This window comes from Streptomyces sp. ITFR-21 (assembly GCF_031844685.1).
In the GTDB taxonomy this organism is placed as follows: Bacteria; Actinomycetota; Actinomycetes; order Streptomycetales; family Streptomycetaceae; genus Actinacidiphila.
Map to the genome: position 1 here is coordinate 4,843,008 of NZ_CP134605.1, position 26,318 is coordinate 4,869,325.

Annotated in this window: 26 protein-coding genes; 9 read left to right on the forward strand and 17 right to left on the reverse strand. The window is 72.0% G+C overall.

The annotated features are described in order from the left end of the window. Nucleotides 1–107: 107 nt before the first annotated feature. Complete coding sequence (locus RLT57_RS21830; protein ID WP_311298974.1) at nucleotides 108–359, reverse strand: hypothetical protein; 252 nt, start codon at nucleotides 357–359, stop codon at nucleotides 108–110. Between the two features lie 88 nt (nucleotides 360–447). On the opposite strand from RLT57_RS21830, the gene RLT57_RS21835 reads away from it, so the two are divergent. Beyond that, nucleotides 448–1,530 carry a GlxA family transcriptional regulator gene (locus RLT57_RS21835; RefSeq protein WP_311298975.1) on the forward strand — a complete coding sequence of 361 codons (1,083 nt, stop codon included), beginning with the start codon at nucleotides 448–450 and terminating at the stop codon, nucleotides 1,528–1,530. Here RLT57_RS21835 and mctP read toward each other — a convergent pair. The 3 genes from mctP to RLT57_RS21850 form a co-directional block, all read right to left on the reverse strand. Beyond that, nucleotides 1,440–3,098, reverse strand: a complete 1,659-nt coding sequence (gene mctP, locus RLT57_RS21840; RefSeq protein ID WP_311298976.1) for a monocarboxylate uptake permease MctP — start codon at nucleotides 3,096–3,098, stop codon at nucleotides 1,440–1,442. The genes RLT57_RS21835 and mctP overlap by 91 nt on opposite strands. Next, the gene (locus tag RLT57_RS21845; protein WP_311298977.1) at nucleotides 3,095–3,352 is read right to left on the reverse strand and encodes a DUF3311 domain-containing protein; all 258 of its coding nucleotides are present in this window, start codon (nucleotides 3,350–3,352) and stop codon (nucleotides 3,095–3,097) included. The genes mctP and RLT57_RS21845 overlap by 4 nt, the downstream gene beginning before the upstream one ends. Before the next feature lie 265 nt (nucleotides 3,353–3,617). Then, nucleotides 3,618–4,388, reverse strand: coding sequence for a GntR family transcriptional regulator (locus RLT57_RS21850; RefSeq protein ID WP_311300801.1), 771 nt, complete (start codon nucleotides 4,386–4,388; stop codon nucleotides 3,618–3,620). Nucleotides 4,389–4,709: 321 nt separating this feature from the next. Between RLT57_RS21850 and RLT57_RS21855 the strand changes: the two genes are divergently transcribed. The 4 genes from RLT57_RS21855 (at nucleotide 4,710) to RLT57_RS21870 (ending at nucleotide 9,600) form a co-directional block, all read left to right on the forward strand. Then, the gene (locus RLT57_RS21855; protein WP_311298978.1) at nucleotides 4,710–6,008 is read left to right on the forward strand and encodes an extracellular solute-binding protein; all 1,299 of its coding nucleotides are present in this window, start codon (nucleotides 4,710–4,712) and stop codon (nucleotides 6,006–6,008) included. A gap of 129 nt (nucleotides 6,009–6,137) precedes the next feature. Next, on the forward strand, nucleotides 6,138–7,139 hold the full coding sequence (locus RLT57_RS21860) for a carbohydrate ABC transporter permease (protein ID WP_311298979.1): 1,002 nt from the start codon (nucleotides 6,138–6,140) through the stop codon (nucleotides 7,137–7,139). Beyond that, entirely contained in the window at nucleotides 7,136–8,032 is an 897-nt protein-coding gene (locus tag RLT57_RS21865) for a carbohydrate ABC transporter permease (RefSeq protein WP_399129125.1), read from the forward strand. Before RLT57_RS21860 ends, RLT57_RS21865 begins: the two co-directional genes overlap by 4 nt. Next, nucleotides 8,029–9,600: a glycoside hydrolase family 3 protein gene (locus RLT57_RS21870; protein ID WP_311298980.1), complete on the forward strand. Its 1,572-nt coding sequence runs from the start codon at nucleotides 8,029–8,031 to the stop codon at nucleotides 9,598–9,600. The genes RLT57_RS21865 and RLT57_RS21870 overlap by 4 nt, the downstream gene beginning before the upstream one ends. Before the next feature lie 177 nt (nucleotides 9,601–9,777). Here the strand turns inward: RLT57_RS21870 and nagB are convergent, their stop codons facing one another. Continuing rightward, complete coding sequence (nagB, locus tag RLT57_RS21875) at nucleotides 9,778–10,563, reverse strand: glucosamine-6-phosphate deaminase (protein ID WP_311298981.1); 786 nt, start codon at nucleotides 10,561–10,563, stop codon at nucleotides 9,778–9,780. Between the two features lie 503 nt (nucleotides 10,564–11,066). Here nagB and RLT57_RS21880 point away from each other — a divergent pair. Beyond that, complete coding sequence (locus RLT57_RS21880) at nucleotides 11,067–12,515, forward strand: sensor histidine kinase (RefSeq protein WP_311300803.1); 1,449 nt, start codon at nucleotides 11,067–11,069, stop codon at nucleotides 12,513–12,515. 188 nt (nucleotides 12,516–12,703) lie between these two features. Here RLT57_RS21880 and RLT57_RS21885 read toward each other — a convergent pair whose 3' ends face one another. Next, complete coding sequence (locus RLT57_RS21885) at nucleotides 12,704–12,961, reverse strand: WhiB family transcriptional regulator (protein ID WP_093742218.1); 258 nt, start codon at nucleotides 12,959–12,961, stop codon at nucleotides 12,704–12,706. A 320-nt stretch (nucleotides 12,962–13,281) separates the two neighbouring features. Beyond that, nucleotides 13,282–14,250 (reverse strand): diacylglycerol/lipid kinase family protein, encoded by a 969-nt coding sequence (locus tag RLT57_RS21890; protein ID WP_311298982.1) that lies wholly within the window; start codon nucleotides 14,248–14,250, stop codon nucleotides 13,282–13,284. A gap of 48 nt (nucleotides 14,251–14,298) precedes the next feature. Here RLT57_RS21890 and RLT57_RS21895 point away from each other — a divergent pair, with 48 nt between their 5' ends. Then, complete coding sequence (locus RLT57_RS21895; protein WP_311298983.1) at nucleotides 14,299–14,925, forward strand: hypothetical protein; 627 nt, start codon at nucleotides 14,299–14,301, stop codon at nucleotides 14,923–14,925. 57 nt (nucleotides 14,926–14,982) lie between these two features. Here RLT57_RS21895 and RLT57_RS21900 read toward each other — a convergent pair whose 3' ends face one another. The 4 genes from RLT57_RS21900 to sodN all read right to left on the reverse strand — a co-directional run bounded on the left by RLT57_RS21900 (nucleotide 14,983) and on the right by sodN (nucleotide 18,401). Beyond that, the gene (locus RLT57_RS21900) at nucleotides 14,983–15,903 is read right to left on the reverse strand and encodes an RNA polymerase sigma factor SigF (RefSeq protein ID WP_311298984.1); all 921 of its coding nucleotides are present in this window, start codon (nucleotides 15,901–15,903) and stop codon (nucleotides 14,983–14,985) included. Nucleotides 15,904–16,108: 205 nt separating this feature from the next. Beyond that, a complete protein-coding gene (locus RLT57_RS21905) occupies nucleotides 16,109–16,522 on the reverse strand; it encodes an anti-sigma regulatory factor (RefSeq protein ID WP_093740726.1) in 414 nt (137 codons plus the stop codon). Nucleotides 16,523–16,855: 333 nt separating this feature from the next. Further along, complete coding sequence (locus RLT57_RS21910) at nucleotides 16,856–17,740, reverse strand: 1-aminocyclopropane-1-carboxylate deaminase/D-cysteine desulfhydrase (RefSeq protein WP_311298985.1); 885 nt, start codon at nucleotides 17,738–17,740, stop codon at nucleotides 16,856–16,858. Nucleotides 17,741–18,005: 265 nt separating this feature from the next. Continuing rightward, nucleotides 18,006–18,401: a superoxide dismutase, Ni gene (gene sodN / locus RLT57_RS21915; protein WP_311298986.1), complete on the reverse strand. Its 396-nt coding sequence runs from the start codon at nucleotides 18,399–18,401 to the stop codon at nucleotides 18,006–18,008. 139 nt (nucleotides 18,402–18,540) lie between these two features. On the opposite strand from sodN, the gene sodX reads away from it, so the two are divergent. After that, nucleotides 18,541–18,975 (forward strand): nickel-type superoxide dismutase maturation protease, encoded by a 435-nt coding sequence (sodX, locus tag RLT57_RS21920; RefSeq protein ID WP_311298987.1) that lies wholly within the window; start codon nucleotides 18,541–18,543, stop codon nucleotides 18,973–18,975. Here the strand turns inward: sodX and RLT57_RS21925 are convergent. From RLT57_RS21925 to RLT57_RS21940, 4 genes are all read right to left on the reverse strand, one after another. Continuing rightward, nucleotides 18,870–19,508, reverse strand: a complete 639-nt coding sequence (locus tag RLT57_RS21925; protein ID WP_311298988.1) for a CGNR zinc finger domain-containing protein — start codon at nucleotides 19,506–19,508, stop codon at nucleotides 18,870–18,872. The two genes, sodX and RLT57_RS21925, sit on opposite strands and share 106 nt — an antisense overlap. Before the next feature lie 155 nt (nucleotides 19,509–19,663). Beyond that, entirely contained in the window at nucleotides 19,664–20,434 is a 771-nt protein-coding gene (locus RLT57_RS21930; protein ID WP_311298989.1) for an amino acid ABC transporter ATP-binding protein, read from the reverse strand. Then, nucleotides 20,434–21,432: an amino acid ABC transporter permease gene (locus RLT57_RS21935; RefSeq protein ID WP_311298990.1), complete on the reverse strand. Its 999-nt coding sequence runs from the start codon at nucleotides 21,430–21,432 to the stop codon at nucleotides 20,434–20,436. Before RLT57_RS21935 ends, RLT57_RS21930 begins: the two co-directional genes overlap by 1 nt. Before the next feature lies 1 nt (nucleotide 21,433). Continuing rightward, entirely contained in the window at nucleotides 21,434–22,411 is a 978-nt protein-coding gene (locus tag RLT57_RS21940) for an ABC transporter substrate-binding protein (protein WP_311298991.1), read from the reverse strand. Between the two features lie 416 nt (nucleotides 22,412–22,827). Between RLT57_RS21940 and RLT57_RS21945 the strand changes: the two genes are divergently transcribed. Beyond that, complete coding sequence (locus tag RLT57_RS21945) at nucleotides 22,828–24,054, forward strand: NAD(P)-dependent malic enzyme (RefSeq protein WP_399129132.1); 1,227 nt, start codon at nucleotides 22,828–22,830, stop codon at nucleotides 24,052–24,054. 175 nt (nucleotides 24,055–24,229) lie between these two features. On the opposite strand, the gene RLT57_RS21950 is transcribed toward RLT57_RS21945, so the two are convergent. Both RLT57_RS21950 and RLT57_RS21955 read right to left on the reverse strand, forming a co-directional pair. After that, nucleotides 24,230–25,231 (reverse strand): hypothetical protein, encoded by a 1,002-nt coding sequence (locus RLT57_RS21950; protein WP_311298992.1) that lies wholly within the window; start codon nucleotides 25,229–25,231, stop codon nucleotides 24,230–24,232. Nucleotides 25,232–25,312: 81 nt separating this feature from the next. Beyond that, on the reverse strand, nucleotides 25,313–26,317 hold the full coding sequence (locus tag RLT57_RS21955) for a helix-turn-helix transcriptional regulator (protein WP_311298993.1): 1,005 nt from the start codon (nucleotides 26,315–26,317) through the stop codon (nucleotides 25,313–25,315). Between the last annotated feature and the right edge of the window lies 1 nt (nucleotide 26,318).

The following is a 26,318-nucleotide window of genomic DNA, read 5'->3' on the forward strand; positions in this document are numbered from 1 at the left end:
CTGGCGCGCGCCCGTTCACCGTTGCGGGACAGCGCCGGATTCGCACCGGCTTCCCCTGCGGGCAGCGGAGTTGAGCATACATGTAGTGCCGACCGAAGATGCGCGGCCTACATGTTGTGTCCCGGGTGGACCGCGCGGAACGGCGGCGCGGGCTTCTCGGCTGCTTGGGGGGTCTCGGCGGCCCCGGGGAGGGGCGGCGGGGCGGCCGGTTCGCCGGGGGCGGTGTCGTCGGCCGCCGACAGCCGGGCCCGGCGCAGCTGCCGGGTGATGCGCGCCTCCTGCCGGAGGGCGAGCGCGGGGATGAAGGTGAGGACGAGGAGGAGGGCGGCCAGCGCGGCGATGTCCAGGAGGATGGTCATGAGTCAAGCGTGCTTGCGGTACTTACGCCCGCACAGTGGCAGGACTGTCGTGCTACCGCAACATCCTGCCACGTGACATGCTCGGGGCATGCTGAACAACGTCGCCGCCGTGCTGCTGGACGGCGTCCACCCGTTCGAGCTCGGCGTGGTCTGCGAGGTGTTCGGGCTGGACCGCGGCGACGAGGGCCTGCCGGTCTACGACTTCGCGGTGGTGTCGGCCGAGGGGCCGCGGCTGCGGACGCACGCCGGCTTCGACGTGGTCGCGCCGTACGACCTCGACCGGCTGGACGAGGCGGACCTGATCGCGGTGCCGGCCGGGGACTCCTTCACCGACCGGGAGTTCCCGCCGGAGCTGCTCAAGGCGCTCGTCCGGGCGGTGGACCGCGGCGCGTGGGTGCTCAGCGTGTGTTCCGGGGTCTTCGCGGTGGCGGCGGCCGGGCTGCTGGACGGGCGGCGCTGCGCGGCCCACTGGCGGCACCTGGAGCTGTTGTCCCGGCGGTACCCGCAGGTCCGGGTGGAGCCGGACGTGCTGTACGTGGAGGACGCCGGGGTGATCACCTCGGCCGGTACGGCCGCCGGGATCGACGCGTGCCTGCACCTGGTCCGCCGGGAGCAGGGCACCGCGGTGGCCAACGCCATCGCCCGGCGGATGGTGGTGCCGCCGCACCGGGAGGGCGGGCAGGCGCAGTACGTGGCCCGGCCGCTGCCGCGCGCCACCAGCGACACGGTGACCGGGGTGCTGTCCTGGATGGAGCGGCACCTGGACCGGGAGCTGACCGTCGACGAACTGGCGGCGCGGGCGCACATGTCGCCGCGCACCTTCGCCCGGCGGTTCCAGCAGGAGACCGGGACCACGCCGTACCGCTGGCTGCTCGGCCAGCGGGTGCTGCTGGCCCGGGAGCTGCTGGAGGGCACCGACCACACGGTGGACGCGGTGGCGGTACGCGCCGGGTTCGGCAACGCGGCCACCATGCGGCACCACTTCACCCGCTGGACCGGCACCACCCCGCAGGCGTACCGCCGTACCTTCCGCGACCCGGAGTGCACGCTCAGCGTGTGGACCGGGCCGCGGAAGTCGCGCTACGCGCCCGCCGGCTCCGGCAGGCCGGGGGACACGCCCGGCTCACCGGCGGCGCCGCCGACGGCGGTCTCCTCGGACTCCACCGTGTAGTCCGCGGCCGACGTCTCGTCCACGCCCTCGGGCGCCTTGACCGCCTTCAGCACCAGGGTGAGCACCACCGCGAGCCCGATGTTGAGCACGAAGGCGGTCAGGCCGATGTAGCCCAGCCGGCCCAGCCCGGGGATGTCCGCCGAGCTGCCGCCGAAGTGCCCCTGCGTCGGGCTGGACTGCTGGTACGCCTTCCAGGTCCCGTACGCCATGCCCGCCGCCCAGCCGCCGAGCAGCGCCCAGCGGTGGAACCAGCGGGTGAACAGGCCGCCGACCACGGCCGGTACGGTCTGCAGGATCCAGATCCCGCCCAGCAGCTGGAAGTTGATCGCGACCGTCTTGTCCATCGACAGCACGAACACCAGCGCGCCGACCTTCACCACCAGCGACACCGCCTTGGACACCCGGGTCTCCTGCTCCGGGGTGGCGTCCGGTTTGAAGAGGTCCTTGTAGATGTTGCGGGTGAACAGGTTGGCCGCCGCGATGGACATGATGGCGGCCGGCACCAGTGCCCCGATGGCGATGGCGGCGAACGCCACCCCGGTGAACCAGGACGGGAACAGGTTCTCGAACAGCTGGGGGATGGCCAGTTGGGCGTTGTAGCCCTTGACGCCCTTGCCCACGCCGTCGGCGATGGCCATGAAGCCGAGCATCGCCAGCAGGCCCAGCATCAGCGAGTACAGCGGCAGGATGGTGGTGTTGCGGCGGATGGTGTTGCGGCTGCGGCCGGACAGCACCGCGGTCACCGAGTGCGGGTAGAGGAAGAGCGCCATCGCCGAGCCCAGGGCGAGTGTGGCGTACGCCCACTGTGCCTGCGGGGCGGGCACCAGCGCGCCGCGGTGCTTGCCGGTGGCCGGGTTGGTCACCTGGTAGGCGGCGTCGGCCTTGTCGAAGATGTGGCCGAACCCGCCGAGTTTGTACGGGATGTAGATGATCGCCACCACGATGACGATGTAGATCAGCGCGTCCTTGACGAACGCGATCAGCGCCGGGGCGCGCAGCCCCGAGGAGTAGGTGTACGCGGCCAGCACGCCGAAGGCGATCAGCAGCGGCAGGTCCTTCAGGAACCAGTTGGCGGAGTCGCCGCCGCCCACCCCCATCACGTCCAGCACCGCCTGGATGCCGACCAGTTGCAGGGCGATGTACGGCATGGTGGCGACGATCCCGGTCAGCGCCATCGCCACCGACAGGCTCTTGGACCCGAACCGGCCGCGGATGAAGTCCGAGGAGGTCACATAGCCGTGCCGGTGCGAGACCGACCACAGCCGCGGCAGGAAGAGGAAGACCAGCGGGTAGACGATGATCGTGTACGGCACCGCGAAGAAGCCCGACGCGCCGGCGCCGTAGATCGCGGCCGGTACGGCGACGAAGGTGTACGCGGTGTAGAGGTCGCCACCGAGCAGGAACCAGGTGATCCAGGTGCCGAAGCTCCGGCCGCCCAGCCCCCACTCGTCCAGGTGCAGGGCGTTCTCGGCGCGCCGCCAGCGGGCGGCGAGGAAGCCCAGCACGGTCACCGCGACGAAGAAGAAGATGCAGACGCCGAGCGCGACGCCGTTGACGCCGTCCTTCATCGGGTCGCACCCCCCTTGCGGGCGCGCTCCTCGCGGCGGACCAGTACGTAGGCGGTCCAGGTCAGCGCGGCGGCCACCGGCACCCAGAGCATCTGGTACCAGTAGAAGAACGGGATCCCGATGAACTGCGGGTCGACCCGCGAGTAGGAGCCCACCCAGAGCAGGGCGACGAGTGGAACGGCCAGGCAGAGCCCGGCGATGATCCGCGAGGCGGTGATGATCGGTGGTCGGCTGACCGGTTGCGGTTCGGACATAGGTGCGGCTCCCGTCCCCTAGAGCAACGACTGTGACTGCCGGGAATCTAGGGGAGGGGAGTGCCGTGCGTCATCAGGTGTGCAGGGATCTCACCCGCGGGAGCGGGTCATTGCCGGTGCGGCAACTCGGCCGGTCCGCCCGCGGGTCCGCCCGCCGGTCGGCCCGCGGCTTCGGCGGCCGGCGCGCGCGGCCCGGCGCCCGGTGCGGCCCCCGTCCACCGCGCGGCGTCCGGCCGGGGGCCCGGCGTCCGGCGTCCGGCGGCGCTCAGTCCCGGGGGCGGCTCAGCCGGGCCACGAACTTGTAGCGGTCGCCGCGGTACACCGACCGCACCCACTCCACCGGTTCGCCCGTGGTGTCGATCGAGTGCCGGGAGAGCATCAGCATCGGCAGGCCCACGTCGGTGCCGAGCAGGCCCGCCTCGCGCGGGGTGGCCAGCGAGGTCTCGATGGTCTCCTCGGCCTCGGCCAGCCGCACGTCGTAGACCTCGGCCAGCGCGGTGTACAGCGAGGTGTACTTGGCCAGGCTGCGGCGCAGCGCCGGGAAGCGCTTGGCGGACAGGTGGGTGGTCTCGATCGCCATCGGCTCGCTGTTGGCCAGCCGCAGCCGCTCGATCCGCAGCACCCGGCCGCCGGCCTTCATGTCCAGCAGTGCGGCGAGCCGGTCGTCGGCGGTGATGTAGCCGATCTCCAGCAGTTGGGAGGTGGGCTCCAGGCCCTGAGCCCGCATGTCCTCGGTGTAGGAGGTCAGCTGGAGCGCCTGGGAGACCTTGGGCTTGGCCACGAAGGTGCCCTTGCCTTGGATGCGCTCCAGCCGGCCCTCGACCACCAGCTCCTGCAGGGCCTGCCGGACGGTGGTGCGGGAGGTGTCGAACTCGGTGGCCAGCGTGCGCTCGGGCGGGACCGGGGTGCCGGGGGGCATCGTCTTGGTGATGTCCAGCAGGTGCTTCTTGAGGCGGTAGTACTTGGGCACCCTGGCGGTCCGGCCCGCGGTGGGGCTGCCCGTCGCCTCCGTCGCCGTGCCCGCGTCGCTGTCCATGACGTGTACTCCCGACTGCTGTCGTGCTGCCGTCACCGGCTCCTCCGTTAATAGCGGCTCACATCGTGGCACGGGTTGTCGTGGCGGAGGGAGGCGGTGGGTGGCTGATCCCCCTCAGGTGTCGGTCCGATAACAGACCCGACGGGTGTTCTTATACACCCTTGACACCCCTAAAGGTCTAGGCCAAGCTCCGGGTACTGGTCTAAACCATTAAAGGCCAATCCCAGTCCCACGAGCAGGACTCGGCCGTAGGTGTTGTGCGGCGGCCGGCATTTCGGGCGGTGGGGGGAGTTTTGGGGCATCATCCTTGAGGAGGGTGGCGTGAAGCGCAAGCTCATCGCGGCGATCGGCGTCGCGACCATGTTCGCTGCTGTGGCGGCCTGCGGGTCGAACGACAAGAAGGACGACAAGGCCGCGGCCAATCCGGCCGACCGCTCCGGCGCGGTGACCGTGTGGCTGATGGCGGAGTCCCAGAGCACCTGGCCGGAGCTGGTGAAGAACACCACCGCCCAGTTCAAGGCGAAGTACCCCAAGGTCACCCTGAAGATCCAGTACCAGCAGTGGAGCGACAAGATCCAGAAGCTGGACGCCGCGCTGTCCGGCTCCAGCGCTCCCGACGTGGTCGAACTCGGCAACACCGAGACCCAGACCTACATCCTCAACGGCGCCCTCGCCCAGGTGGACAAGTCGCAGTTCGCCAACTCCGGCACCTGGATCAAGGGCCTGGAGGACACCTGCACCTACCAGGGCAAGCTGTTCTGCGTGCCGTACTACGCCGGCGCCCGGGTGGCCGTCTACAACGCCGCCGACTTCAAGGCCGGCACCGGCTCCGACGCCTTCCCCGCCACCGAGGACGCGCTGACCGCGGCCCTGGACAAGATCGAGGCCAAGAAGGGCGCCGACAAGACCTACTCGTCGCTCTACCTGCCCGGCCAGTACTGGTACGCGGCCATGTCGTACGTGAAGGCGTACGGCGGCGCCATCGCCACCACCGACGGCACCAAGTGGACCGCCAGCCTGGAGACCCCGCAGGCGCAGCAGGGCATCCAGCACTACATCGACCTGGTCAAGAAGTACAACCACGGCGACCAGACCAAGGACGAGGCCGACCAGGACGCCGTCGCGGCCCAGCAGAAGGCCGGCCTGATCTACGGCAACGGCTGGGAGGCGGGCAGCATCATCACCCCGCCGAGCGGCAACGCCAAGCTCAAGGACGACATCAAGACGGCCACCATGCCCGGCCCGAACGGCAAGGCGCTGCCGTCCTTCATCGGCGGCTCGGACCTCGCGGTGGTCAGCAAGTCCAAGGTGCAGGACCTGGCCAAGGAGTTCATCGCCGACTACACCAGCGAGAAGAACGAGGCCATCCTGGTCACCAAGGCGACGCTGCCGAACAACACCACGCAGCTGGAGCCGATGAAGGCCGACCCGGCCACCGCCGCCGCCGCCAACGCGGTGCCGGACGCCTGGTTCACCCCGATCGCGCCCGGCTGGGCCGCGATCGAGAAGCAGGGCGTGCTCAAGACGATGCTGCTCGACATCCTGAAGGGCAAGTCCGTCGCGGCGGCCACCAAGGAAGCCGACGACAAGATCAACTCGCTGATCAACAACGCCGCCTGATCCGGCGCCGGCCATCGGGGAGGGCGGTCCGCGCTGCGGGCCGCCCGCCCCGGTCTCCCGGCACCGAACCGGCCGCCGGCCCGCACACCGGCATGGACTCCGGTATGGACACCGAAGAAAGGTCAGCAGATGAGTGCCGCCGATACGCACGAACCGGTGGTGGGGGGCCGCCCGTCGAGCCCGCCGCCGGCCTCGCACCGGCCCGTCCTGACAGGCCCCGGCCGCCCCGGCCGCCGCAACCACGGGCGCAGAACGCTGCCGTATCTGCTGATCGCCCCCGCGCTGCTGGTCATGATCGCGGTGCTGGGCTACCCGCTGGTCGACACCCTGGTGCTGTCCTTCCAGGACGAGCGGCGCAACAACCTCTGGATGGGCACCTCCCCGCCGTGGGTGGGCCTGGACCAGTACACCTCGGTGCTCGGCGACGGCGAGTTCTGGGGGGTGGTGGTCCGCACCGCGCTCTTCGTGGTCGTCTGCGTCGTGGGCACCATGGGCCTCGGGCTGCTGATCGCCCTGCTGATGACGCAGGTGTCCGACTGGGTGCGCGTCACCATGAGCTCGGTGCTGATCGCGGTGTGGGCGATGCCGCTGCTGGTCGCCACCTCGGTCTTCAAGTTCATGTTCGACTCCGACTACGGCCTGGTGGACCAACTCCTCACCCGGCTGCCCGGCGTCGACTACACCGGCCACAACTGGTTCCTCGACCCGACCACCGGCATGGGGATCATCGCGATCCTGGTCGTCTGGGGCGCCATCCCCTTCATCGCCATCAGCCTGCACGCCGCCCTCACCCAGGTCCCCAAGGAACTGGAGGAGGCGGCGCGGATCGACGGCGCCAAGGGCCTGGGGATCTTCCGGTTCGTCACCTTCCCGGTGATCAAGCCGGTGTTCGTGATGACCAGCACGCTCTCGGTGATCTGGGACTTCGGCGTCCTCGGCCAGATCCTGCTGATGCGCAACGGCACCCCCGAGCAGGACTACCAGGTGCTCGGCCTGTACGCGTACACCCAGGCGTTCACGGTCAACTCCTTCAGCCGGGGAGCGGCCATCTCGATCATCTCGGTGCTGCTGCTGTCCGGCGTCGCCGTCTACTACCTGCGCCAGCTGCTGAAGATCGGAGAGGTCGAGTGAGCATCGCCGCCAGGTCCGGCCCCGCGACCGGACCCGTGACCGCCCCCGCCGCCCGGCCCGCCTACCGCCACGTGAAGAAGCGCAGGACCGGCTGGAACGTGCTCGGCCTGGTCGTCGCGGTGATCATGGCCTTCCCGGTCTACTGGATGGTCATCACCGCGCTGCGGCCCAGCCAGGAGATCCTCAGCTACAAGCAGAAGCTGTACCCGAGCTCGGTGACGCTCGCCCAGTTCCGACGGGCGATCGACATGCCGAACTTCTGGGACAACGTCAAGAGCAGCGTGATCATCTCGGTGTTCTCGGTCGTCATCGCCATCGGCATCGGCCTGCTGGCCGCCTACGCGCTCGGCCGGTTCCGGTTCTGGGGCCGCAAGGGGCTGATGATCACCCTGCTGGTGGTCCAGCTGATCCCGGCCACCTCGATGCTGATCCCGATCTACATCCAGCTCAACAAGGCCGGCGGCCTCAACCAGTACTGGGGCGTCATCGCCGTCTACTCGGCCACCACCCTGCCCTTCGCGGTGTGGATGCTGCGCGGCTTCATCGTCAACATCCCCCGCGAGCTGGAGGAGTCGGCGATGGTGGACGGCTGCAGCCAGATGGCGGCCTTCCGCCGCGTGGTGCTGCCGCTGCTCGCGCCCGGCCTGGTCGCGGCCTCCATCTACGCCCTGATGACGGCGTGGAACGAGTACCTGTTCGCGTACGTGCTCCTGCAGGACAACGACAAATACACGCTCAGCGTCTGGCTGCTCAAGTTCAACACCACGCGCGGCACCGACTACGGCGCCCTGATGGCCGGCTCGATCCTCATCGCGCTGCCCGTGGTGGTCTTCTTCCTGTTCGTCCAGCGCAAGGTGGCCTCCGGTCTGACGGCCGGAGCGGTGAAGGGATGACCGTCATTTCCGTCGACTCCCCCGCGGACACCCCCTCCGAGCCCGGCGGCTCGGGAGGTGCCCCCATCACTCGCGACGCGCTCACCGTCCTCCAGCCGGGCTTCGTCGGCACCAGCGCGCCCGCGTGGCTGCTGCGCCAGCTGGCCGAAGGACTCGGCTCGGTCGCCCTGTTCGCCCGCAACATCGAGTCGCCCGGACAGCTGGCGGCGCTCACCGCCCAGCTGCGGGAGGTACGCCCCGACGTGCTGGTCGCCGCGGACGAGGAGGGCGGTGACGTCACCCGGCTGGAGGCCCGGGGCGGCTCGTCCTTCCCCGGCAACCTCGCGCTCGGCGCGGTCGACGACCTCAAGCTGACCCGGGCGGTGGCCGCCGAACTCGGCCGCCGGCTCGCCGTGTGCGGGGTCAACCTCAACTGGGCGCCGTCGGCGGACGTCAACTCCGACCCGGGCAACCCGGTGATCGGGGTCCGGTCCTTCGGCGCCGACCCGGAACTGGTCGCCCGCAACACCGCGGCCTACGTGGAAGGGCTCCAGTCGGCCGGCGTGGCGGCGTGTGTCAAGCACTTCCCCGGCCACGGCGACACCGCCACCGACTCCCACCACGCGCTGCCGCGCATAGACGTCGACCCCGACACGCTGCGCTCGCGCGAACTGGTGCCGTTCCGGGCGGCGCTCGCGGCCGGCAGCAAGGTGGTGATGAGCGCCCACATCCTGGTGCCCTCGCTCGACCCGGAGCTGCCCGCGACCCTCAGCCCGGCCGTGCTCACCGGCCTGCTGCGGGCGCCGAGCTCCGAGGGCGGCCTCGGCTACGAGGGGCTGATCGTCACCGACGGCATCGAGATGCAGGCGATCGCGGCCACGTACGGCATCGAGCGCGGCACCGTGATGGCGCTGGCGGCCGGCGCGGACGCGATCTGCGTGGGCGGCGGCCTCGCCGACGAGCAGACCGTGCTGACGCTGCGGGACGCGATCGTGGCCGCGGTACGGGACGGATCGCTGCCCGCCGAGCGGCTCGCCGACGCGGCCGGCCGGGTACGGGCCCTGGCCGCGTGGACGGCCGCGCAGGCCGGGGCGGGGGTGGCCGCGGCGCTCGCGCAGGGCGCGGACATCGGGCTGGAGGCGGCCCGCCGGGCGCTGCGGATCACCCGCGCGGACCGGTTCACCCCGCTGGACCAGCCGCCGTTCGTGGCCGCCTTCACCCCGATGGCCAACATCGCCGTCGGGGAGGGCACCCCGTGGGGTGTGGCGGCCGAGCTGACACGGCTGCTGCCCGGCACCCGGACGGCCACCTACCGGGCGGCCGACGCCGAGGGCGACCTGGCCGGCTTCGTGGCGCGGGTGCTGGCGGCGGCCGGGCCGAGCCGCCTGGTCGTGGTGGTCAGGGACGCCCACCGGCACCCCTGGATGGCCGTGGCGCTGGCCGCGGTGGTGGCCGAGCGCCCCGGCACGATCGTGGTCGAGATGGGCGTCCCGCAGTCCCCGCCGACCGGCGCGCTGCACATCGCCACGCACGGCGCCGCCCGCGTCTGCGGCGAGGCGGCGGCGGAGGCCATCGTCAGCGCGCGCTGAGCCCCGGGACCGGGCGCCGGGCCGCTTCCCCGAGCCCCGGCGCCCGGTCACGGTACGAAGACGGGCCGGGGTCCGGAGCCGGCCCCGGACCCCGGCGCGGGAACCGCGGACGGGCTGGACCCCCCATGGGTCCAGCCCGTCCGCCGTATCCGCCCGGCGCGGCGGAAGCCGTTGCGGTCACAGGCCCTGCCAGTCGGGCTTGGCGGCGAAGGTGGCCCGGAAGTACGGCGCCAGCTTGAGCTCGGAGGCCGCCGCCTCGTCCACCACGACGGTCGCGTGCGGGTGCAGCTGGAGCGCCGAGGCCGGCACGACCGCGGCGACCGGGCCCTCCACGGTCTGCGCGATCGCCTCCGCCTTGCCCTCGCCGGTGGCCAGCAGCACCAGGTGCCGGGCCTCCAGGATGGTGCCTATGCCCTGCGTGATGACGTGGTGCGGCACCTGGGAGATGTCGCCGCCGAAGAAGCGGGCGTTGTCCACCCGGGTCTGCTCGGTGAGGGTCTTGATCCGGGTCCTGGAGGCCAGCGACGAGCAGGGCTCATTGAACCCGATGTGGCCGTCGGTGCCGATGCCCAGCAGCTGGAGGTCCACCCCGCCGGCCGACGCCAGTGCCGCGTCGTACGCCTCGCAGGCCGCTAGCACGTCCGGCGCCGAGCCGTCGGGGCCGAGGAAGGCGTCCGGCGACAGCCCCAGCGGCTCCACCACCTCGCGCAGCACCACCGACCGGTACGACTCCGGGTGCCCGGCGGGCAGCCCCACGTACTCGTCCAGCTGGCACACCCGGGCCCGCGAGGCGTCCACCGCGCCGCCCCTGACCAGCCCGGCCAGCGCCTGGTACACGGGCAGCGGGGTCGATCCGGTCGCCACCCCCAGCAAAGCGTCCGGCTTCCGGCGCAACAGGCCGGCCACGGCCTCCGCGATGAGTTCGCCGCCTGCCGCGGCGTCCGGGACGATGACAACTTCCACGGGAGCCTGCCGATCTGGAAGAGGGTGAGCGTGGTATAGACCAATCTAGCAGAGGGCTCCCCCGCACCGTGCGCCGGCACCGTCGCCGGGGGCGGGCGGGTGGGTTGTAACACGGGGGATACGGCGTGGACGCCGGCAGGGGCGGAAAGCACTTCGGGCCGCGGTGCCGGGAGAGGACCCTCAACCTCTCCAGCACCGCAGCCCGGAGCTGCCGTCGGCGCCACGACCGGTGGGGTGTGCGGTCCCCAAGGGTCGCTGACGGCGCCGACCAGGGAGGCTTCGGGCGTAGTCAGGGCAGAGAACGCCGTGGCCTCGATCCGCGCTCCTGTGCGGGGAGCGCGGAGGTTCTTCGTATCCAATTGTGGACTAGACCACTCGCGGTTGTCCATGGGCCGTCCACGGATTCGTAGCGAACCGCACGGTGGATTCCCGCCGGAACCCGCCGCGAAACCGGCCACCGGCCGTCGGCCGCGCCGGACGGTACGCTCGCAGGCGTGCCCTCCATGAACGACCTCGTACGCGAGCACACGGCCCTCGACGACTCCGACCTCGAATGGCTGCATCTGCTCGTCTCGGAGTGGCAGCTGCTCTCCGACCTCTCCTTCGCCGACCTGGTGCTGTGGGTGCCGACCCGCGACGGCAGCCGCTATGTCTCGGTGGCCCAGATGCGGCCGAACACCGGGCCCACCTCCTACCAGGACGACATGGTCGGCCACCTCGTCCCCCGCGGCCGGCGACCGCTGCTGGACGTGGCGCTCGACGAGGGCCGGATCGTCCGCGAGGGCGACCCGGAGTGGCGCGAGGAGGTGCCGGTCCGGGTCGAGTCCATCCCGGTACGGCGCAACGGGCGGGTGCTCGGGGTGATCGCCCGCAACACCAACCTGCTCACCGTCCGCACCCCCAGCCGGCTCGAACTCACGTACCTGCAGAGCGCCTCCGACCTGGCGCAGATGATCGCGGCCGGCGCCTTCCCCTTCCCCTCCGAGCACGTCGACATGGACGCCTCGCCGCGGGCCGGTGACGGGCTGATCCGGCTGGACGCCGAGGGCCTGGTCCAGTACGCCAGCCCCAACGCGCTGTCCGCGTACCACCGGCTGGGCCTGGCCGCCGACCTGGTGGGCCACCACCTCGGCCGGGCCACCGCCGAGCTGGCCCCCGAGCGCGGCCCGGTGGACGAGGCCATGGTCAAGCTGGCCAGCGGCTGGGCGCCACGCGAGTTCGAGGTCGAGGGCGGCGACGGGGTGATCCAGCTCCGGTCCATCCCGCTCAAACCCAAGGGCACGCACATCGGTTCGCTGGTGCTGCTCCGCGACGTCACCGAACTGCGGCGCCGCGAGCGGGAGCTGATCACCAAGGACGCCACCATCCGGGAGATCCACCACCGGGTGAAGAACAACCTTCAGACGGTCGCCGCGCTGCTGCGCCTGCAGGCCCGGCGGATGGACTCCGAGGCGGCCCGGGAGGCGCTGGACGAGGCGGTACGGCGGGTCGGCTCGATCGCCATCGTGCACGAGACGCTGTCCCAGACGTTGGACGAGCGGGTCGAGTTCGACGAGATCGCGGACCGGGTGCTGGCGATGGTGGCGGAGATCTCACCCGGTCGGGTCAACGTCCGGCGGACCGGGAAGTTCGGCATCCTCACCGCGGAGATCGCCACGCCGCTGTCCATGGTGCTCACCGAACTGCTGCAGAACGCGCTGGAGCACGGGTTCGGGGCGGGGGGGTCGGGGTCGGTGGAGGTCGCGGTGCGGCGGGGGCGCGACCAGGTCACGGTCGCCGTCGAGGACGACGGCCGCGGTCTGCCGCCCGGCTTCGACGCCCAACGGGCGGGCAATCTCGGCCTCCAGATCGTCCGGACGCTGGTGGTGGGCGAGTTGTCCGGCACCTTCGACATGCTCCCCGCGGCGGCGGGGGGGACCCGGGTGGTGCTGGAGCTCCCGCTGGTGGGGTGAGAGGAAGGTAGGGGAGCGGGGGGCCGCGGGGGAGCCGCGCGGGGCCGTGCGGGCCGTGAACTGCTGAACTGCGAGCGGGCGTTGCGGGGCAAAAAGAAGAGCCCCGTACCTGTGGGTACGGGGGCTCTTCGCGATGCTGCGCGTATTGGCAGGTGCTGCGCGCTGCGGCTCGGGAAGAAGACTGTTGATCAGGCTGTGGCGTTACGGGCCCGGTTGCGGGCGGCGCGGCGCTTCATCGCACGACGCTCGTCCTCGCTGAGGCCACCCCACACACCGGCGTCCTGGCCGCTTTCCAGCGCCCACTGAAGGCACTGGTCCATGACGGGACACCGGCGGCAGACGGCCTTGGCTTCCTCGATCTGCAGCAGCGCAGGACCGGTGTTGCCGATGGGGAAGAAGAGCTCGGGGTCTTCCTCGCGGCAAACGGCGCGGTGACGCCAGTCCATGGCTGCTCCAACTCCTTGTGTGACAAGCACGTTGCTTGTGAATGTGAACGCTTTCACGAATCCCCCGACGGCGAACGGGACGCCACTCAGCCGATGCTGGTGCTGTCCCGCTGGTGTGAGGTAGGAGATTCGGGCTCTCAAGGGGGCTTGTATGTCGGCCGTCCCGATCGCCACCTAGAGACTCGCAAACCTCGGCGGGAGATACAACCCCTTCAGGAAAGTTTTTTACGATTCCTCGGTGTCGCATCGGTCACAGCCGTACTTCCATGGGGTGCAGGGCAGCCTAAACGTTCGAGTAAAAGGACTTTAGGCTCTTCCGCTTACACAATCACACGCAGTGCATGGCGTACACCTGTGAAGGTCGCGCTCGTACGCAGTCCCAGGTGGTCACCGTCCACCTGGAAGGGCAGTGGCGCCTGCGATTGCAAGGTGAACTCGGTCAGATCGTGCAGTGCGACCGCGTACTTCCCGTGCGGTCCCCGCTCCGGGGTGGAACGGAGCAGCTGCGCGGCGTAACGAGCCCCTGACACCGTGGACATCCTGGTGATGCCCAGCAGGTCGAGAGCGGTGTCGAACGACGCCTCGGGAGAAGCGTAGACCGCCCGGTTGCCGAGATACGTCCACGGCGAGGTGTTGCACACTATCGCGGTGGTCAGGTCGGTCACCGGCTCCTCATCCGGGCGCAGTACGGCGATGGTGCCGTGCCGGCGGTGCGGATCGGCGAGGAACTGACGGGCCACCTGGCGGAAATAGAGCGCCGGGGTCGAACGTTTGCCCAATTCCCGTTGCTGCTCGACCCGTCCGATGACCCCGGCGTCGAAGCCGAGGCCCGCGCAGAAGGTGAACCAGCGGGCGGGCACACCCTCGTCCTCGGTCCCCGGGGTGCCGCTGACCAGGCCGAGGCCCACCGTCTTGGAGGAACCCGCCCGCAGCGCGTCCAGCAGGGCGCCGGTGGCCTCCACGGCGTCGTTGGGCAGTCCGAGGGCGCGGGCGAAGACATTGGTGGAGCCGCCGGGCACCACGGCGAGGCTGGGCAGCGCGGCGGGGGCCGGGCCGTGGTGCAGCAGGCCGTTGACGATCTCGTTGACGGTGCCGTCGCCGCCGAGCGACACCACCAGCTCGATCTCGCCGCCCTCGGCGGCCCGCCGGGCCAGGTCCCGGGCGTGGCCGCGGTACCCGGTGGTGGCCACCTCCAGCTTGAGGTCGCTGGCCAGCGCGGTAGCGATCACATCGCGGACCCGCGCGCTGGTGGTGGTGGCGGCGGGGTTGACCACGAGGAGAGCGCGCATGGTCGACAGCGTACCCAGCCTTTTTCACGCCGGGCTACGCTGAGCGGTGTGAGCCAGACCCCCGAGCCCCGCCGCTCAGCCACCCCGCGCAGGGCCGCCCGGCCCGCGGCCCCCGAGGACCGCAGCGCACCGCCCCGCCCCGGGACCTCCGGCGGGGCCGCCGCCGCGCGCGAGGGGGGGCCGGACGGCGCGGACACCCCGGACGGCGCCGCGATCCCGGCCGGGCGTGCGGCCCGGGGCGGGGCGGGTGACGGCCGTGTCCGCGCGGCGGGTGACATCCCGGCCGCACGCCCGGCCGCGGGGCCGCCGCCGCTGCGGCTGACCCTGGTCGCGGGGGTGGCCGCGCTGGAAGGGATCGCCGTGGCCGTCTGGGGGATCACCATGTTCTTCACCGGCGGCGGCAACGCGGTGCCGGCCGGGCTGCTGCTCCTGGTGCTGGCCGCGCTGCCGCTCCTGGCCGCGTACGGCCTGCGCCGGGCGCGCCGCTGGAGCCGCGGGCCCGCGCTCATCATGCAGCTGCTCTCGCTGCCGATCGCCTGGACCATGCTGCACAGCGACGGCCCGGTGATCGCCGGCGGCGCCGTCCTCGGCGCCCTGGCGCTCACCGGCCTGGTCCTGCTGGTCCACCCCGCCACCACCGACGCCCTCGGCATCAGCCGGACGGCGTCCTCCTGACCGCCCGGGGTCCGCGGACCCCGGGCGGTCAGCAAGGTGAGCAGGGGCGGGGCCGGACTACTCCTCGATCAGGAGCTTGTCGCGCAGCTGGGCGAGGGTGCGGGCGAGCAGCCGGGAGACGTGCATCTGCGAGATGCCGACCTCCTGGGCGATCTGCGACTGGGTCATGTTGCCGAAGAAGCGCAGCAGCAGGATCGTCTTCTCCCGCGGCGGGAGCTGCTCCAGCAGCGGCTTGAGCGACTCCCGGTACTCGACCCCCTCCAGCGCCTCGTCCTCGGAGCCGAGGGTGTCGGCGACCGCCGGGGACTCGTCGTCGGTGTCGGGGACGTCCAGCGAGAGGGTGCTGTAGGCGTTGGCGGACTCCAGCCCCTCCAGGACCTCCTCCTCGGAGATCTTCAGGTGCTCGGCCAGCTCGTGGACCGTGGGCGCCCGCCCGTGCCGCTGGGACAGCTCCCCGGTGGCCGTGGTGAGGGCCAGACGCAGCTCCTGGAGCCGGCGCGGCACCCGTACCGCCCAGCCCTTGTCCCTGAAGTGACGTTTGATCTCACCGACCACCGTCGGCGTCGCGTACGTGGAGAACTCCACCCCGCGGTCGACGTCGAACCGGTCGACGGACTTGATCAGGCCGATCGTGGCGACCTGGGTGAGGTCGTCCAGCGGCTCGCCGCGGTTGCGGAACCGCCGGGCCAGGTGCTCCACCAGCGGCAGGTGCATCCGGACCAGCTGGTTGCGCAGCTCCGCCCGCTCCGGTGAGCCGTCCGGCAGCTCCCGCAGCCGGACGAAGAGCGCACGGGCGCCCGAGCGGTCGTGCGGGTCGTGGCGCTCGGCGGCGTCCGCGGGCTCCGGGGTGTGCTCCGGGTCCTCGGCCGCCGGCTCCCGCGCCGTCGCGCGGGTGGCCGCCCGCGGGTCCTGCGGCGGTACCGGGTGCTCGTGCTCGTCCATCGGGTCCGCCTGCTCCGCCGCGTCCATCGCTTCCATCCGGGCCCCTTCGCGGGCCTGTGCGCCGGGCCGGGCCGCGCCGCCGGGCTCTCCGGGATGCGGCCGGGCCGCGTTCCGCCGTCCGGCGGGTCCTGGGCGGGTCGGATCCGGCTGCTGGGCCGGTACGCCGACACGTGCGCGTGCCGCGGGCACGTCCTGCTCCGCGGGTGGGCCGGGGGTCTCTGCTGGCGTCACGACGGCGGCCTCACGACAGTCCGGGCACGGCGCCGCGCTTCTTGTGCAGGCTGATGCTGACCGTCCGGTCCTCGGCGACGGTCGAGTCCACCTCGCCGGCCAGCGCGGACAGCACCGTCCAGGCGAAGGTGTCCCGCTCCGGCGCGCGGCCGTCGGTGGTGGGCGCCGAGACGGTCACCCACAGCGAGTCCCCGACCAGCCGGAACACACAGCTCAGCACGGAACCGGGAACGGCCTGCTGCAACAGGATCGCGCATGCCTCGTCCACGGCGATCCGCAGATCCTCGATCTCGTCGAGGGTGAAGTCCAGCCGGGCCGCGAGTCCGGCCGTGGCCGTCCGCAGTACCGACAGATACGCCCCCGCAGCGGGCAGCCGGACCTCGACGAAGTCCTTCGACCCGGGCTCGCCTGCGATCTGGGACACCCTCACCTCCAAGGTGGCACACGGTGAATGCTCTGGTTCGCAGTGACGCTACCGCGATCCGTCGCACGATGTCGCCCGGACGGAGCACGGGCACCGCCGGGCATGTCACCCATGGTAACTGCACGAGTGCGGACCGTGTGTCACGGTCCGGTGGCTCAATTCGCATGCGAAATCGTCCGGTTACGGATCACGCCACCAGGTTACGGGTGATTGCCGCGCCCCGGGGCAGGGACCGTCCCGTCCGTTGCCCGCGCCGGGCCGCGCCGGGCCGCCGCCCCGGCCCGTCCGGCCGTCCGGCCGCCCGGCTCAGCCGCCCGGCCGCGCGGGAGCCGCTCAGCCGGTCACGACCGCCGTCACCCGGGTGCCCGGCGGGAAGGCGCCGTCCGCCGCGAGCGTGAAGACGCCGTGCAGCGCCTTGGCCACGTAGACCGGGTCGGGGGCCAGGCCGTGCCGGTCGGCGAAGTCGGCGGCGAAGGCGTCCAGCGCCGGGGTGGTCCGGGCGAAGCCGCCGTGGTGGAAGCCGTCCGCCACCTGCCACCGGCCCCGCCGCCCGCCGAAGGCGGCCCGCTGGAGCCGGTCCACCTCGCCGCCGAGGAAGCCGCCGCGCAGTACCGCGAAGCCGATCGCCCGGACGCCGGGCGGCAGGCCCGCGGCGAGCCCGGCGAGGGTGCCGCCGGTCCCGCAGGCCACCGCCACCACGTCGGCTTCGCCGCCGATCTCCCGGCCCAGGTCCGTACAGCCGTGCACCGCGAGGGCGTTGGAGCCGCCCTCGGGCAGCACGTAGGCGGGCCCGTGCCGGGCCAGCAGCGCCGCCACCACCTCCGGCTCGGCCTTGCGCCGGTACGTCGCCCGGTCCACGAAGTCCAGCCGCATGCCGTCGGCGGCGGCGCGGGCGAGTGAGGGGTTGAGCGGCCGCGCGGCCAGCTCCTCGCCGCGCACCACGCCGACGGTACGGAACCCGAACAGCCGGCCGGCGGCGGCCGTCGCCCGCAGATGGTTCGACCAGGCGCCGCCGAAGGTCAGCAGCGTGCCGTGGCCGCCGTCCCGCGCCGCCGCCAGGTTCAGCCGCAGCTTGCGGTACTTGTTCCCGGTCAGCTCCGGGTGGATCAGGTCGTCGCGCTTGAGCGACAGCCGCACCCCCTGCCGCGCCAGCCGCTCGTCCACCAGTTCGACCAGCGGCGACGGCAGGCGCACGGCCGGGGCGGGGTGTTCGGTCACCCGGCCATTCTCGCCCGCGGCCCGGGGCCAGGCGTCATCCGGACGTGTGACGGTCACCCGTTCGGGGGCGGGCCGGACGGTGCGGCGGATCCCGCGGCTCCGGGCCCGAGCCCGGACGCGCGGCGCGTCCTTCTCCCGGGTACGAACGCGTCCTTCTCCCGGGCACCAGGACGTCCCGGGGACCCGCCCGGGGGGCGGGCGAAAACACGTCCGCCCGGCGCGTCGCGGAGGACGGGCCGGGCGGACGTGTGCCGGAAGAAGGCGGTCAGGCCTGCTTGGTCTCCCAGAAGATCTTGTCGATCTGGGCGATGAGGTCCAGCGCCTTCTGGCCGGTCGCCGGGTCGTTGGAGGCCTTGGCCGCGCTCAGGGCCTTCAGCGTGTCGTTGACCAGCTGGTGGAGCTGCGGGTACTTCTCGAAGTGCGGGGGCTTGAAGTAGTCGCTCCACAGCACCGAGACATGGTGCTTGGCCAGTTCCGCGCGCTGTTCCTTGATCAGAACGGCGCGGGTCCGGAAGTCCGCGTCCTCGTTGCCCTGGTACTTCTCCTGAACCGCCTTGACCGACTCGGCCTCGATACGGGCCTGGGCCGGGTCATAGACGCCGCAGGGCAGGTCGCAGTGGGCGCTGACCTTGACCTTGGGCGCGAACAGGCGAGTGAACATGGCTGTCCTTCCTCGTGATCGTCTTTCAGGTGGGACATTACTCCCTGGGGGACTCGTTTTCTCGGGTGCCCCAGGTGGCTTAGGACAAAAGTCCGGTGTCACTCTTGGGGCGGTGGAGAAACGAACCAGGAGGCGGAGGATGCGGGAGCAGAAGGCCAGGCTGTCGTGGCAGCTGGTCGAGGTCACTGGTCCGTCGATGGCGCCCACGCTGTTGAACGGGGACTGGCTGCTGATCCAGAAGGTCAGCAGCGGTGCCGATCAGGTGCGCGAGGGGGACGTGGTGGTGCTGCGGCATCCACTGCAACAGGATCTGCTGATCGTCAAGCGGGCAGTGGAGCGCCGCGAGGGCGGCTGGTGGGTGATGGGGGACAACGCGTTCGTGGAGAACGACAGCCGGGAGTTCGGCACGGTGCCGGACGAGCTGGTGCTGGCCCGGGCCAGGGCCCGGTTCCGGCCACCCCGGGAGGTTCAGCGCTCGGTGGCCGGGGCCGCTTCCTGGGCCGGCTGGGCGGCGTCCTGTGTCAGGCCGCTGCGGGCCGACCGCTCGTTCTCCAGGCGCTTGCGGGCCCGGTAGGCGGCCACGTTGGCGCGGGTCGCGCAGCGGTCGGAACAGTACCGGCGGGAACGGTTCGTCGATGTGTCGACGTACGCGTTGCGGCAGGGCAGCGCCTCGCAGATGCCGAGCCGGTCCACCCCCAGCGAGGTGAGCTGCACCGCCAGTCCCATGCACGCGCTCGCCGAGTAGCCGGCGCCGGCCGTCGTCGCCTGCTCGGCGAGGTGCAGATGCCAGTCGGGGCGGCCGGTGTCCTCGTTCAGATGGTCGTGCCCCGAGATCCGCGGGCTGACCGGGAACTCCAGCATCAGCTGGTTCAGCAAGTCGACCGCCCGGACCTCGTCGCCCTCGTCGGCCGCCTCGAAGACGCCGCGCAGCCGGGTCCGCACCCCGCGCAGCCGCGGCACGTCCGCGTCCGCCGCCCTGGCGGCCTGCCCGCCGGCGCCGAACAGCTCCCGCACCGCGTCCACCGAGGTCAGCGTGTCGGTGCCGCGCAGCGGCTGCTCGGAGTTGACCAGGCGCACGGCGTAGTCCGCGTATCGAGCCAGTTCCACGTGTGGTCCTTACGGGGTACGGTCCGGACTCGGTAACCAGGCGGTAATAGCCGAACGTCCGGCCAGGGTATTACGGGGCGGGCGGGTGCGAGGGGTACGGGCGGCGGGCCCGTACCCCTCGGCGGCCGGTCGGCGGGCCACCGTGCCGACGGCGGTCACAGCACCTTCGACAGGAACGACTTCGTCCGCTCGTGCCGCGGGCTGGTCAGCACGTCGCGCGGGTGGCCGGTCTCCACCACCACGCCGTCGTCCATGAAGACCAGCGCGTCGCCCACCTCGCGGGCGAAGCCCATCTCGTGCGTCACCACGATCATGGTCATGCCGTCCTCGGCGAGCCCGCGCATCACGTCCAGCACGTCGCCGACCAACTCCGGGTCGAGCGCCGAGGTCGGCTCGTCGAAGAGCATCAGCTTGGGCTCCATCGCCAGCGCGCGGGCGATCGCCACCCGCTGCTGCTGGCCGCCGGAGAGCTGGGAGGGGTAGCTGGCGGCCTTGTCGCCCAGGCCCACCCGGTCCAGCAGCCGTACCGCCCGCTCCCGCGCCACCGCCTTGCTCTCCCGCTTGACCTGGACCGGGGCCTCCATCACGTTCTCGATCGCGGTCATGTGCGGGAAGAGGTTGAAGCGCTGGAAGACCATGCCGATGTCGCGCCGCTTGGCGGCCACCTCACGGTCCTTCAGCTCGAACAGCCTGTCGCCCTGCTGCCGGTAGCCGACCAGCTCGCCGTCGACCCACAGCCGGCCGGCGTTGATCTGCTCCAGGTGGTTCACGCAGCGCAGGAACGTCGACTTGCCCGAGCCGGACGGGCCGATCAGGCAGAACACCTCCCGCGGCGCCACCTCCAGGTCGATGCCCTTGAGGATGTGCGCGGACCCGAAGGACTTGTGGATGCCCTCCGCCTTCACCATCGGTTGGAGGTTGCTCATCACACGGCCGCCTTCGGTCGGCGCAGGGTGGACAGGTTCGCCCGGACCTTCTGCCACGGGGTCAGCGGCAGCGAACGCAGCGTCCCGCGGGCGTAGCGCCGCTCCAGGTAGAACTGGCCGACGCTGAACACGCTGGTCAGTACGACGTACCAGACGGACGCGACGAAGTACATCTCCATGATCGCGGTGGTGTCGTTGCCGATGTCGGACGCGGCCCGCAGCAGCTCGGTGTACTGCACCACCGAGACCAGCGACGAGGTCTTGAGCATGTTGATGAACTCGTTGCCGGTCGGCGGGATGATCACCCGCATCGCCTGCGGCAGCACGATCCGCCGCATGGTCTTCGCACCGGTCATGCCCAGCGCGTGCGACGCCTCGGTCTGGCCCTCGTCCACCGACTGGATGCCGGCCCGGACGATCTCCGCCATGTACGCGCCCTCGTTGAGGCCCAGCCCCAGCAGGGCGACCACGAACGGGGTCATCACCGCGACGGTGTCGTTCTTGTAGATCGGCCCGAGGTTGATCACGGGGAAGATCAGCGAGAGGTTGAACCACATCAGCAGCTGGACGTACACCGGGGTGCCGCGGAAGAACCAGATGTACAGCCACGCCACCCCGCCGGTGACCGGGTTCTTCGACAGCCGCATCACCGCGAAGAGCACCCCGAGCACCAGGCCGAGCGCCATCGCGCAGACCGAGATGACGATGGTGTGCCCGGCGCCCTTGACGATGGTCGGGTCGAACAGCTTGTCGCCGACCGTCGCCCAGATGATGTCGCCCTGCGAGAAGGCGTACCCCAGCCAGGCCAGCAGGGCGACGATGACCACGGCCGCCACCCAGCGGCCGTAGTGGCGGACCGGGACGGCCAGGATCGCCTCGTACGGGACCGCGCCGGCCAAAGGCCCCCCGGTCGGCGGCCGGGCGTCGGCCGGGGGCCCGGCGGCCGGCGCGTCCGCCGGTGTGCCGTCGGGCCCCTTCCCGAAGTTGACGTCGGTCACGTCACTTGCCGCCGTTGATCGCGGCCTGCTGGACGGCGCCGCTGGTCGCGTTCCACTTCTGCAGCACCTTGGTGTAGCTGCCGTCGGCGATGATCGCGTTCACCGCCTCCTGGAGCACGTCCCGCAGCTGGGAGTTGCTCTTGTCCAGGGCGATGCCGAACGGGCCGGCGTCGGCCGGGGAGCCCGCCACCTCGAAGTCGTCGCCGCCGCCGGACTTCTGCGCGATGTACGCGGCCACCGGGGTGTCGTTGAGATCGGCGACCGCGCCGCCGGCCCGGACCCGGGTCTGCGCCTCGGCGTCCGTGTCGAACTTCTGGATCGTCAGGCCCTTGCCGCCGCACAGCTTCTTCTGCGCCTCGAACGCGTCGTCGTAGATGGTGCCGCGCTGGACCGCCACCGTCTGCCCGCACACGTCGGACAGCTGCGTGATGTTCTTCGGGTTGCCCTTCTTCACCAGCAGCGAGGAGCCGGAGGTGTAGTAGTCGACGAAGTCGACGCCCTTGCCGGTCTTCTTGCCGCTGTCGTCCAGACCGTCCTGGCGGGCCTTGGTGTCGCTCATCGCGGACATCACGATGTCGGAGCGGCCGGTGTACAGCGAGGTGATCAGCCCGTCGAAGGTGCCGTTGGTGAAGGTGAACTTCACCCCGAGCTGCTTCGACAGCGCGTCCCCGAGGTCCGGGTCGATACCGACGATCTTGCCGCTCTCGGTCTGCTCCATGGGGGCGTAGGAGGCGTCGGTGCCCACCTTGATCACGCCGGCGTCCTGGAACTTCTTCGGCAGCTTGGCGAACAGCGGGGCGGCGGCCGTGCTGCCCGTGGCGGAGGCGCTCGGCGTACCCGAGCCGGTGGCACCCGACGCGTCGTCCTTCTTGGTCTGGTCCCCGCACCCGGTGAGCACCAGGGTGCCGGCGACCGCGAGGGCGGCGACCGCGGTGAGACGTGACAGGGCGGCCGAGCGCCTGGTGGTACATGCGGTCATCGCTGTGTCCTCCTGCGAGACGGGGCTTAACGTCCAGGGGGCTTGTGGGCACGCACCATCGAGTACCGCAACCCTGTGTGATCTGTGCATCTTGCCATCCGGACAGCCCCAGACAGGGTGCCCGTTGTGTCAAAATCGGATAACGGGCGATCCCCGGGCGCCCATCGGGCCGGCACACCAAGGCCGGACCGCGGTGGGGCCATGCCGATCAGACGGGCACTCGTCTGCGGAAACAGACTTCCGGTAGAACAGTGCCCGCCCCCCTCACCCGGGGCCCACGGCGCGTTGTGCGGCGCGTCCGGTGTCCGATTGTCGTCACGTCCACTTCCTTCCGGCGGTACGGACACCGAGCCCGCCTCCGCTCGTTTTCCGGGCGGAGCAATTTCCCTCATCTGTCAGCAAAGGCGGTCAAACAAGTGGCTACGGAGATCGACGATCCGCAGGCCGGTACGGATCCGGGCGCGCGGGATGCGGCCGGCCGGGGCGGATCTCCGGCCGATCCGGTTTTCGCCCTGCACCGCGGCGGGAAGATGGCTATCGTCTCCACCGTGCCGGTGCGGGACGCCGACGACCTGTCGCTGGCGTACACGCCCGGGGTCGCCGAGGTCTGCACGGCCATCGCCGAGGACCCGGACCTGGTGCACGACTACACCTGGACGTCGCACGTGGTCGCGGTGGTCACCGACGGCACCGCGGTGCTGGGCCTCGGCGACATCGGCCCGCAGGCGTCGCTGCCCGTGATGGAGGGCAAGGCGATCCTGTTCAAGCAGTTCGGCGGGGTCGACGCGGTACCGATCGCGCTGGCCTGCACGGACGTCGACGAGATCGTGGAGACCGTGGTCCGGCTCGCGCCGTCCTTCGGCGGCGTCAACCTGGAGGACATCTCCGCCCCCCGCTGCTTCGAGATCGAACGCCGGCTGAAGGAGCGGCTGGACATCCCGGTCTTCCACGACGACCAGCACGGCACCGCGGTGGTCACCCTGGCGGCGCTGCGCAACGCCTGCACCCTCACCGGCCGGAGCCTAGGCGAGCTGCGCGCGGTCATCTCCGGTGCCGGCGCGGCCGGTGTCGCGATCGCCAGGATCCTGGTGGAGGCGGGCATCGGCGACGTGGCGGTCACCGACCGCAAGGGCGTGGTGCACGCCGGACGCGACGACCTCAACCCGGTCAAACGGGAGCTGGCGTCGTATACGAACAAGGCCGGCCTGACCGGAACGCTGGAGTCCGCGCTCCTCGGCGCGGACGCCTTCATCGGCGTCTCCGGCGGCACCGTCGCCGAGGCGGCCGTGGCCGGGATGGCCGAGGGCGCCTTCATCTTCGCCATGGCCAACCCGACCCCCGAGATCCACCCCGAGGTCGCCCACAAGTACGCGGCCGTCGTCGCCACCGGTCGCAGCGACTTCCCCAACCAGATCAACAACGTCCTCGCCTTCCCCGGCATCTTCGCCGGCGCCCTCCAGGTGCGCGCCTCCGCGATCACCGAGGGCATGAAGCTGGCCGCCGCCGAGGCGCTGGCGGCGGTGGTCGCCGGTGAGCTCAGCGCCGACCACGTCATCCCGTCCCCCTTCGACCCCCGGGTCGCCCCGGCGGTGACCGCGGCGGTCGCCGCCGCGGCCCGCGCGGAGGGCGTCGCGCGGCGGTAGGCCGGCCGGCGCGGCGGCCTGCGGGCCACCGGTTGCCGACGGCAATGCCCACCTGCCCGCTCAGCAGGCAGGTGGGCATTGCCGGTTCCGCCGGTACTGCCGGTACTGCCGGTACTGCCGGTACCGTGGTCGGGCCGCTTCCCGCGGTGCCGCCGGCCCCGGCCCGGTGGGCGGGTCAGCGGTTGACGCGGGCGCGCCAGGCGAGGAACGGCACCAGCGGGGACCTGCCGTCCAGGTACAGCCAGGGCCGCTCGGTGGCCCTGTTCCCCAGCGCCCGGAACAGCCGGCGCGCAGCGCCGTGGTCGCCGGCCATCGCGAACGCCATTGCGAAGGCGTTGAAGGCCAGCGCCCAGTCCCGGTCGCGGGCGAAGGCCGGGTGGAACACCGAACGCCCCGCGGCCTCGTACAGCTCGCCCAGCACCCGGGCGCCGCCCAGGTAGACCGACTCCGGGTCGCCGCCCAGGCTCAGCCACTCCTCCAGGTGGGCGAGGGCGACCAGTTCACCGAGCCGGCCGCCCTCCGGGGCGGCGAGCATCGACGCGCGGGCGAAGGCGTGCATCTGCCGGTGCGAGCCGCCCCACTTCCGGCACAGCTGCTGCAGGTGCTGCCGGTACGCGGCGGCATGGCCGGGCGCCCGGCGGCAGACCGCCTCGAACCGGTACTCGGCGACCTCCGGCCCGACCTGGAGGCCGCGGCCGGACATCTGCAGGAAGTACCAGGGCGCCGCCCACGCCGGTTCCCGTTCGGCCGCTTCGAGCAGCTGCCCCTCGGCGGTCCCGAGCCGGGCGTGGAACAGCTCCCACTGCCCCTCGGAGACGTGGCGCGCCTCGAAGCCGGTGCGGGCGTGCCAGGCCCAGCCCACGTGCCGGGCGCCGGAGACCAGCAGCGGCAGCGGGTCGCCCGGGTCGGCGGCGATCACGTCCCCGATCCAGCGCTCCACCCCCGCGACGTCCTGCAGCCCCTCGACCAGGAAGCTCAGGTCCTCCCCGTCGGCCGCGGCGGCGGCCAACCGCCCGCGGATCTCCGGCCACCTCTCCGCGCCCTCCCTGGCCGCCGCCCGGATCCCGGCGCGCCGCGGGTCGCCGAACGACGGGTCGATCGCCGGCGCCCGCCTGCGCGGCCGGAGGAACCGGTCGCCTTCCGCCTGGCGGACACGCAAGCGGCTGGTCCAGGGCATACGGCGACCTCCTCGGGCTCGGCAGGATCGTACGTCCGCGAGGCCCCGCCCGCTCGCCGGGCCGGCTCAGCCCTGGCCGGCTCAGCCCTGGTCGGCGGAGCCGCGCAGGGCGGCTGCGATGTGCTCGGCGGCGGCCGACAGATGGCGGCGCACCTCGCGCAGCCCGGCGTCGTCGACACCGCGGTCGCGGGCCGTGTCGCGGATGCCGTCGCGGAAGCGGTCCAGCAGCCGTTCGAGGTCGCGCAACGGGTCCTCCGACGGCGGGGTGCCGTCGTCCGCGGCGGGGTACGGGGGCGGGGCCGCCCAGCCCCGGGGCGTGGCGGGGGCGTCCGTCCGGCAGGCGCCTGCCCCCGCCCCGGCGCCGGGCCCCGGGTCCGCCGCGAAGCCGCCCGGTCCGGGCTGCCCGAACCGGCCCATCTCCCGGGTGAGTTCGGCCAGCCCCTCGCGCAGCCCGGTCTGCCAGTCGCCGCCCTTGCTGTACGTCTGGACCTGCTCCTGCACCTGCCGGGCGATCCGCTGCACCTCGTCCCGCGCGCTGTCCACCGCCTCGCGGGCCGCCTTCGCCTGGCGGCGGGCGTCGTGGGCCTCCTCCTTGGCGCGGCGGCTCTCCTCCCGGGCCCGCTGCGCCTGCTCCCTCCACTCCTGCCGGTCCCTGCCGTCCTGGCCGTGCCGGGGGGCGCCCTCCGGGGCGCCGGCGGTACGGGTCTGCTGCGCCGCCGCCCACACCTCGCGGCGCAGATCGCCGGCCGCTCCCCGTACGTCCTCGCGGATCTCGGCCGCCAGGGTGGACACCGACTCACGGATCTCCGCCTCCAGGCCGGCGATCTCGTCGGCGCGGTCGGCCAGTTCGGCGCGGCCGGCCGCGGTGAGCGCGTAGACCTTGCGCCCGCCCTCGGTGGAGTGGGTGACCAGGCCCTCCTTCTCCAGCTTGGCCAGCCGCGGGTAGACGGTGCCGGCCGAGGGCGCGTACAGCCCCTGGAAGCGCTCCTCCAGCAGCCGGATCACCTCGTAGCCGTGCCGCGGCGACTCGTCCAGCAGCTTGAGCAGGTAGAGCCGGAGCCGGCCGTGGGCGAAGACGGGCGCCATG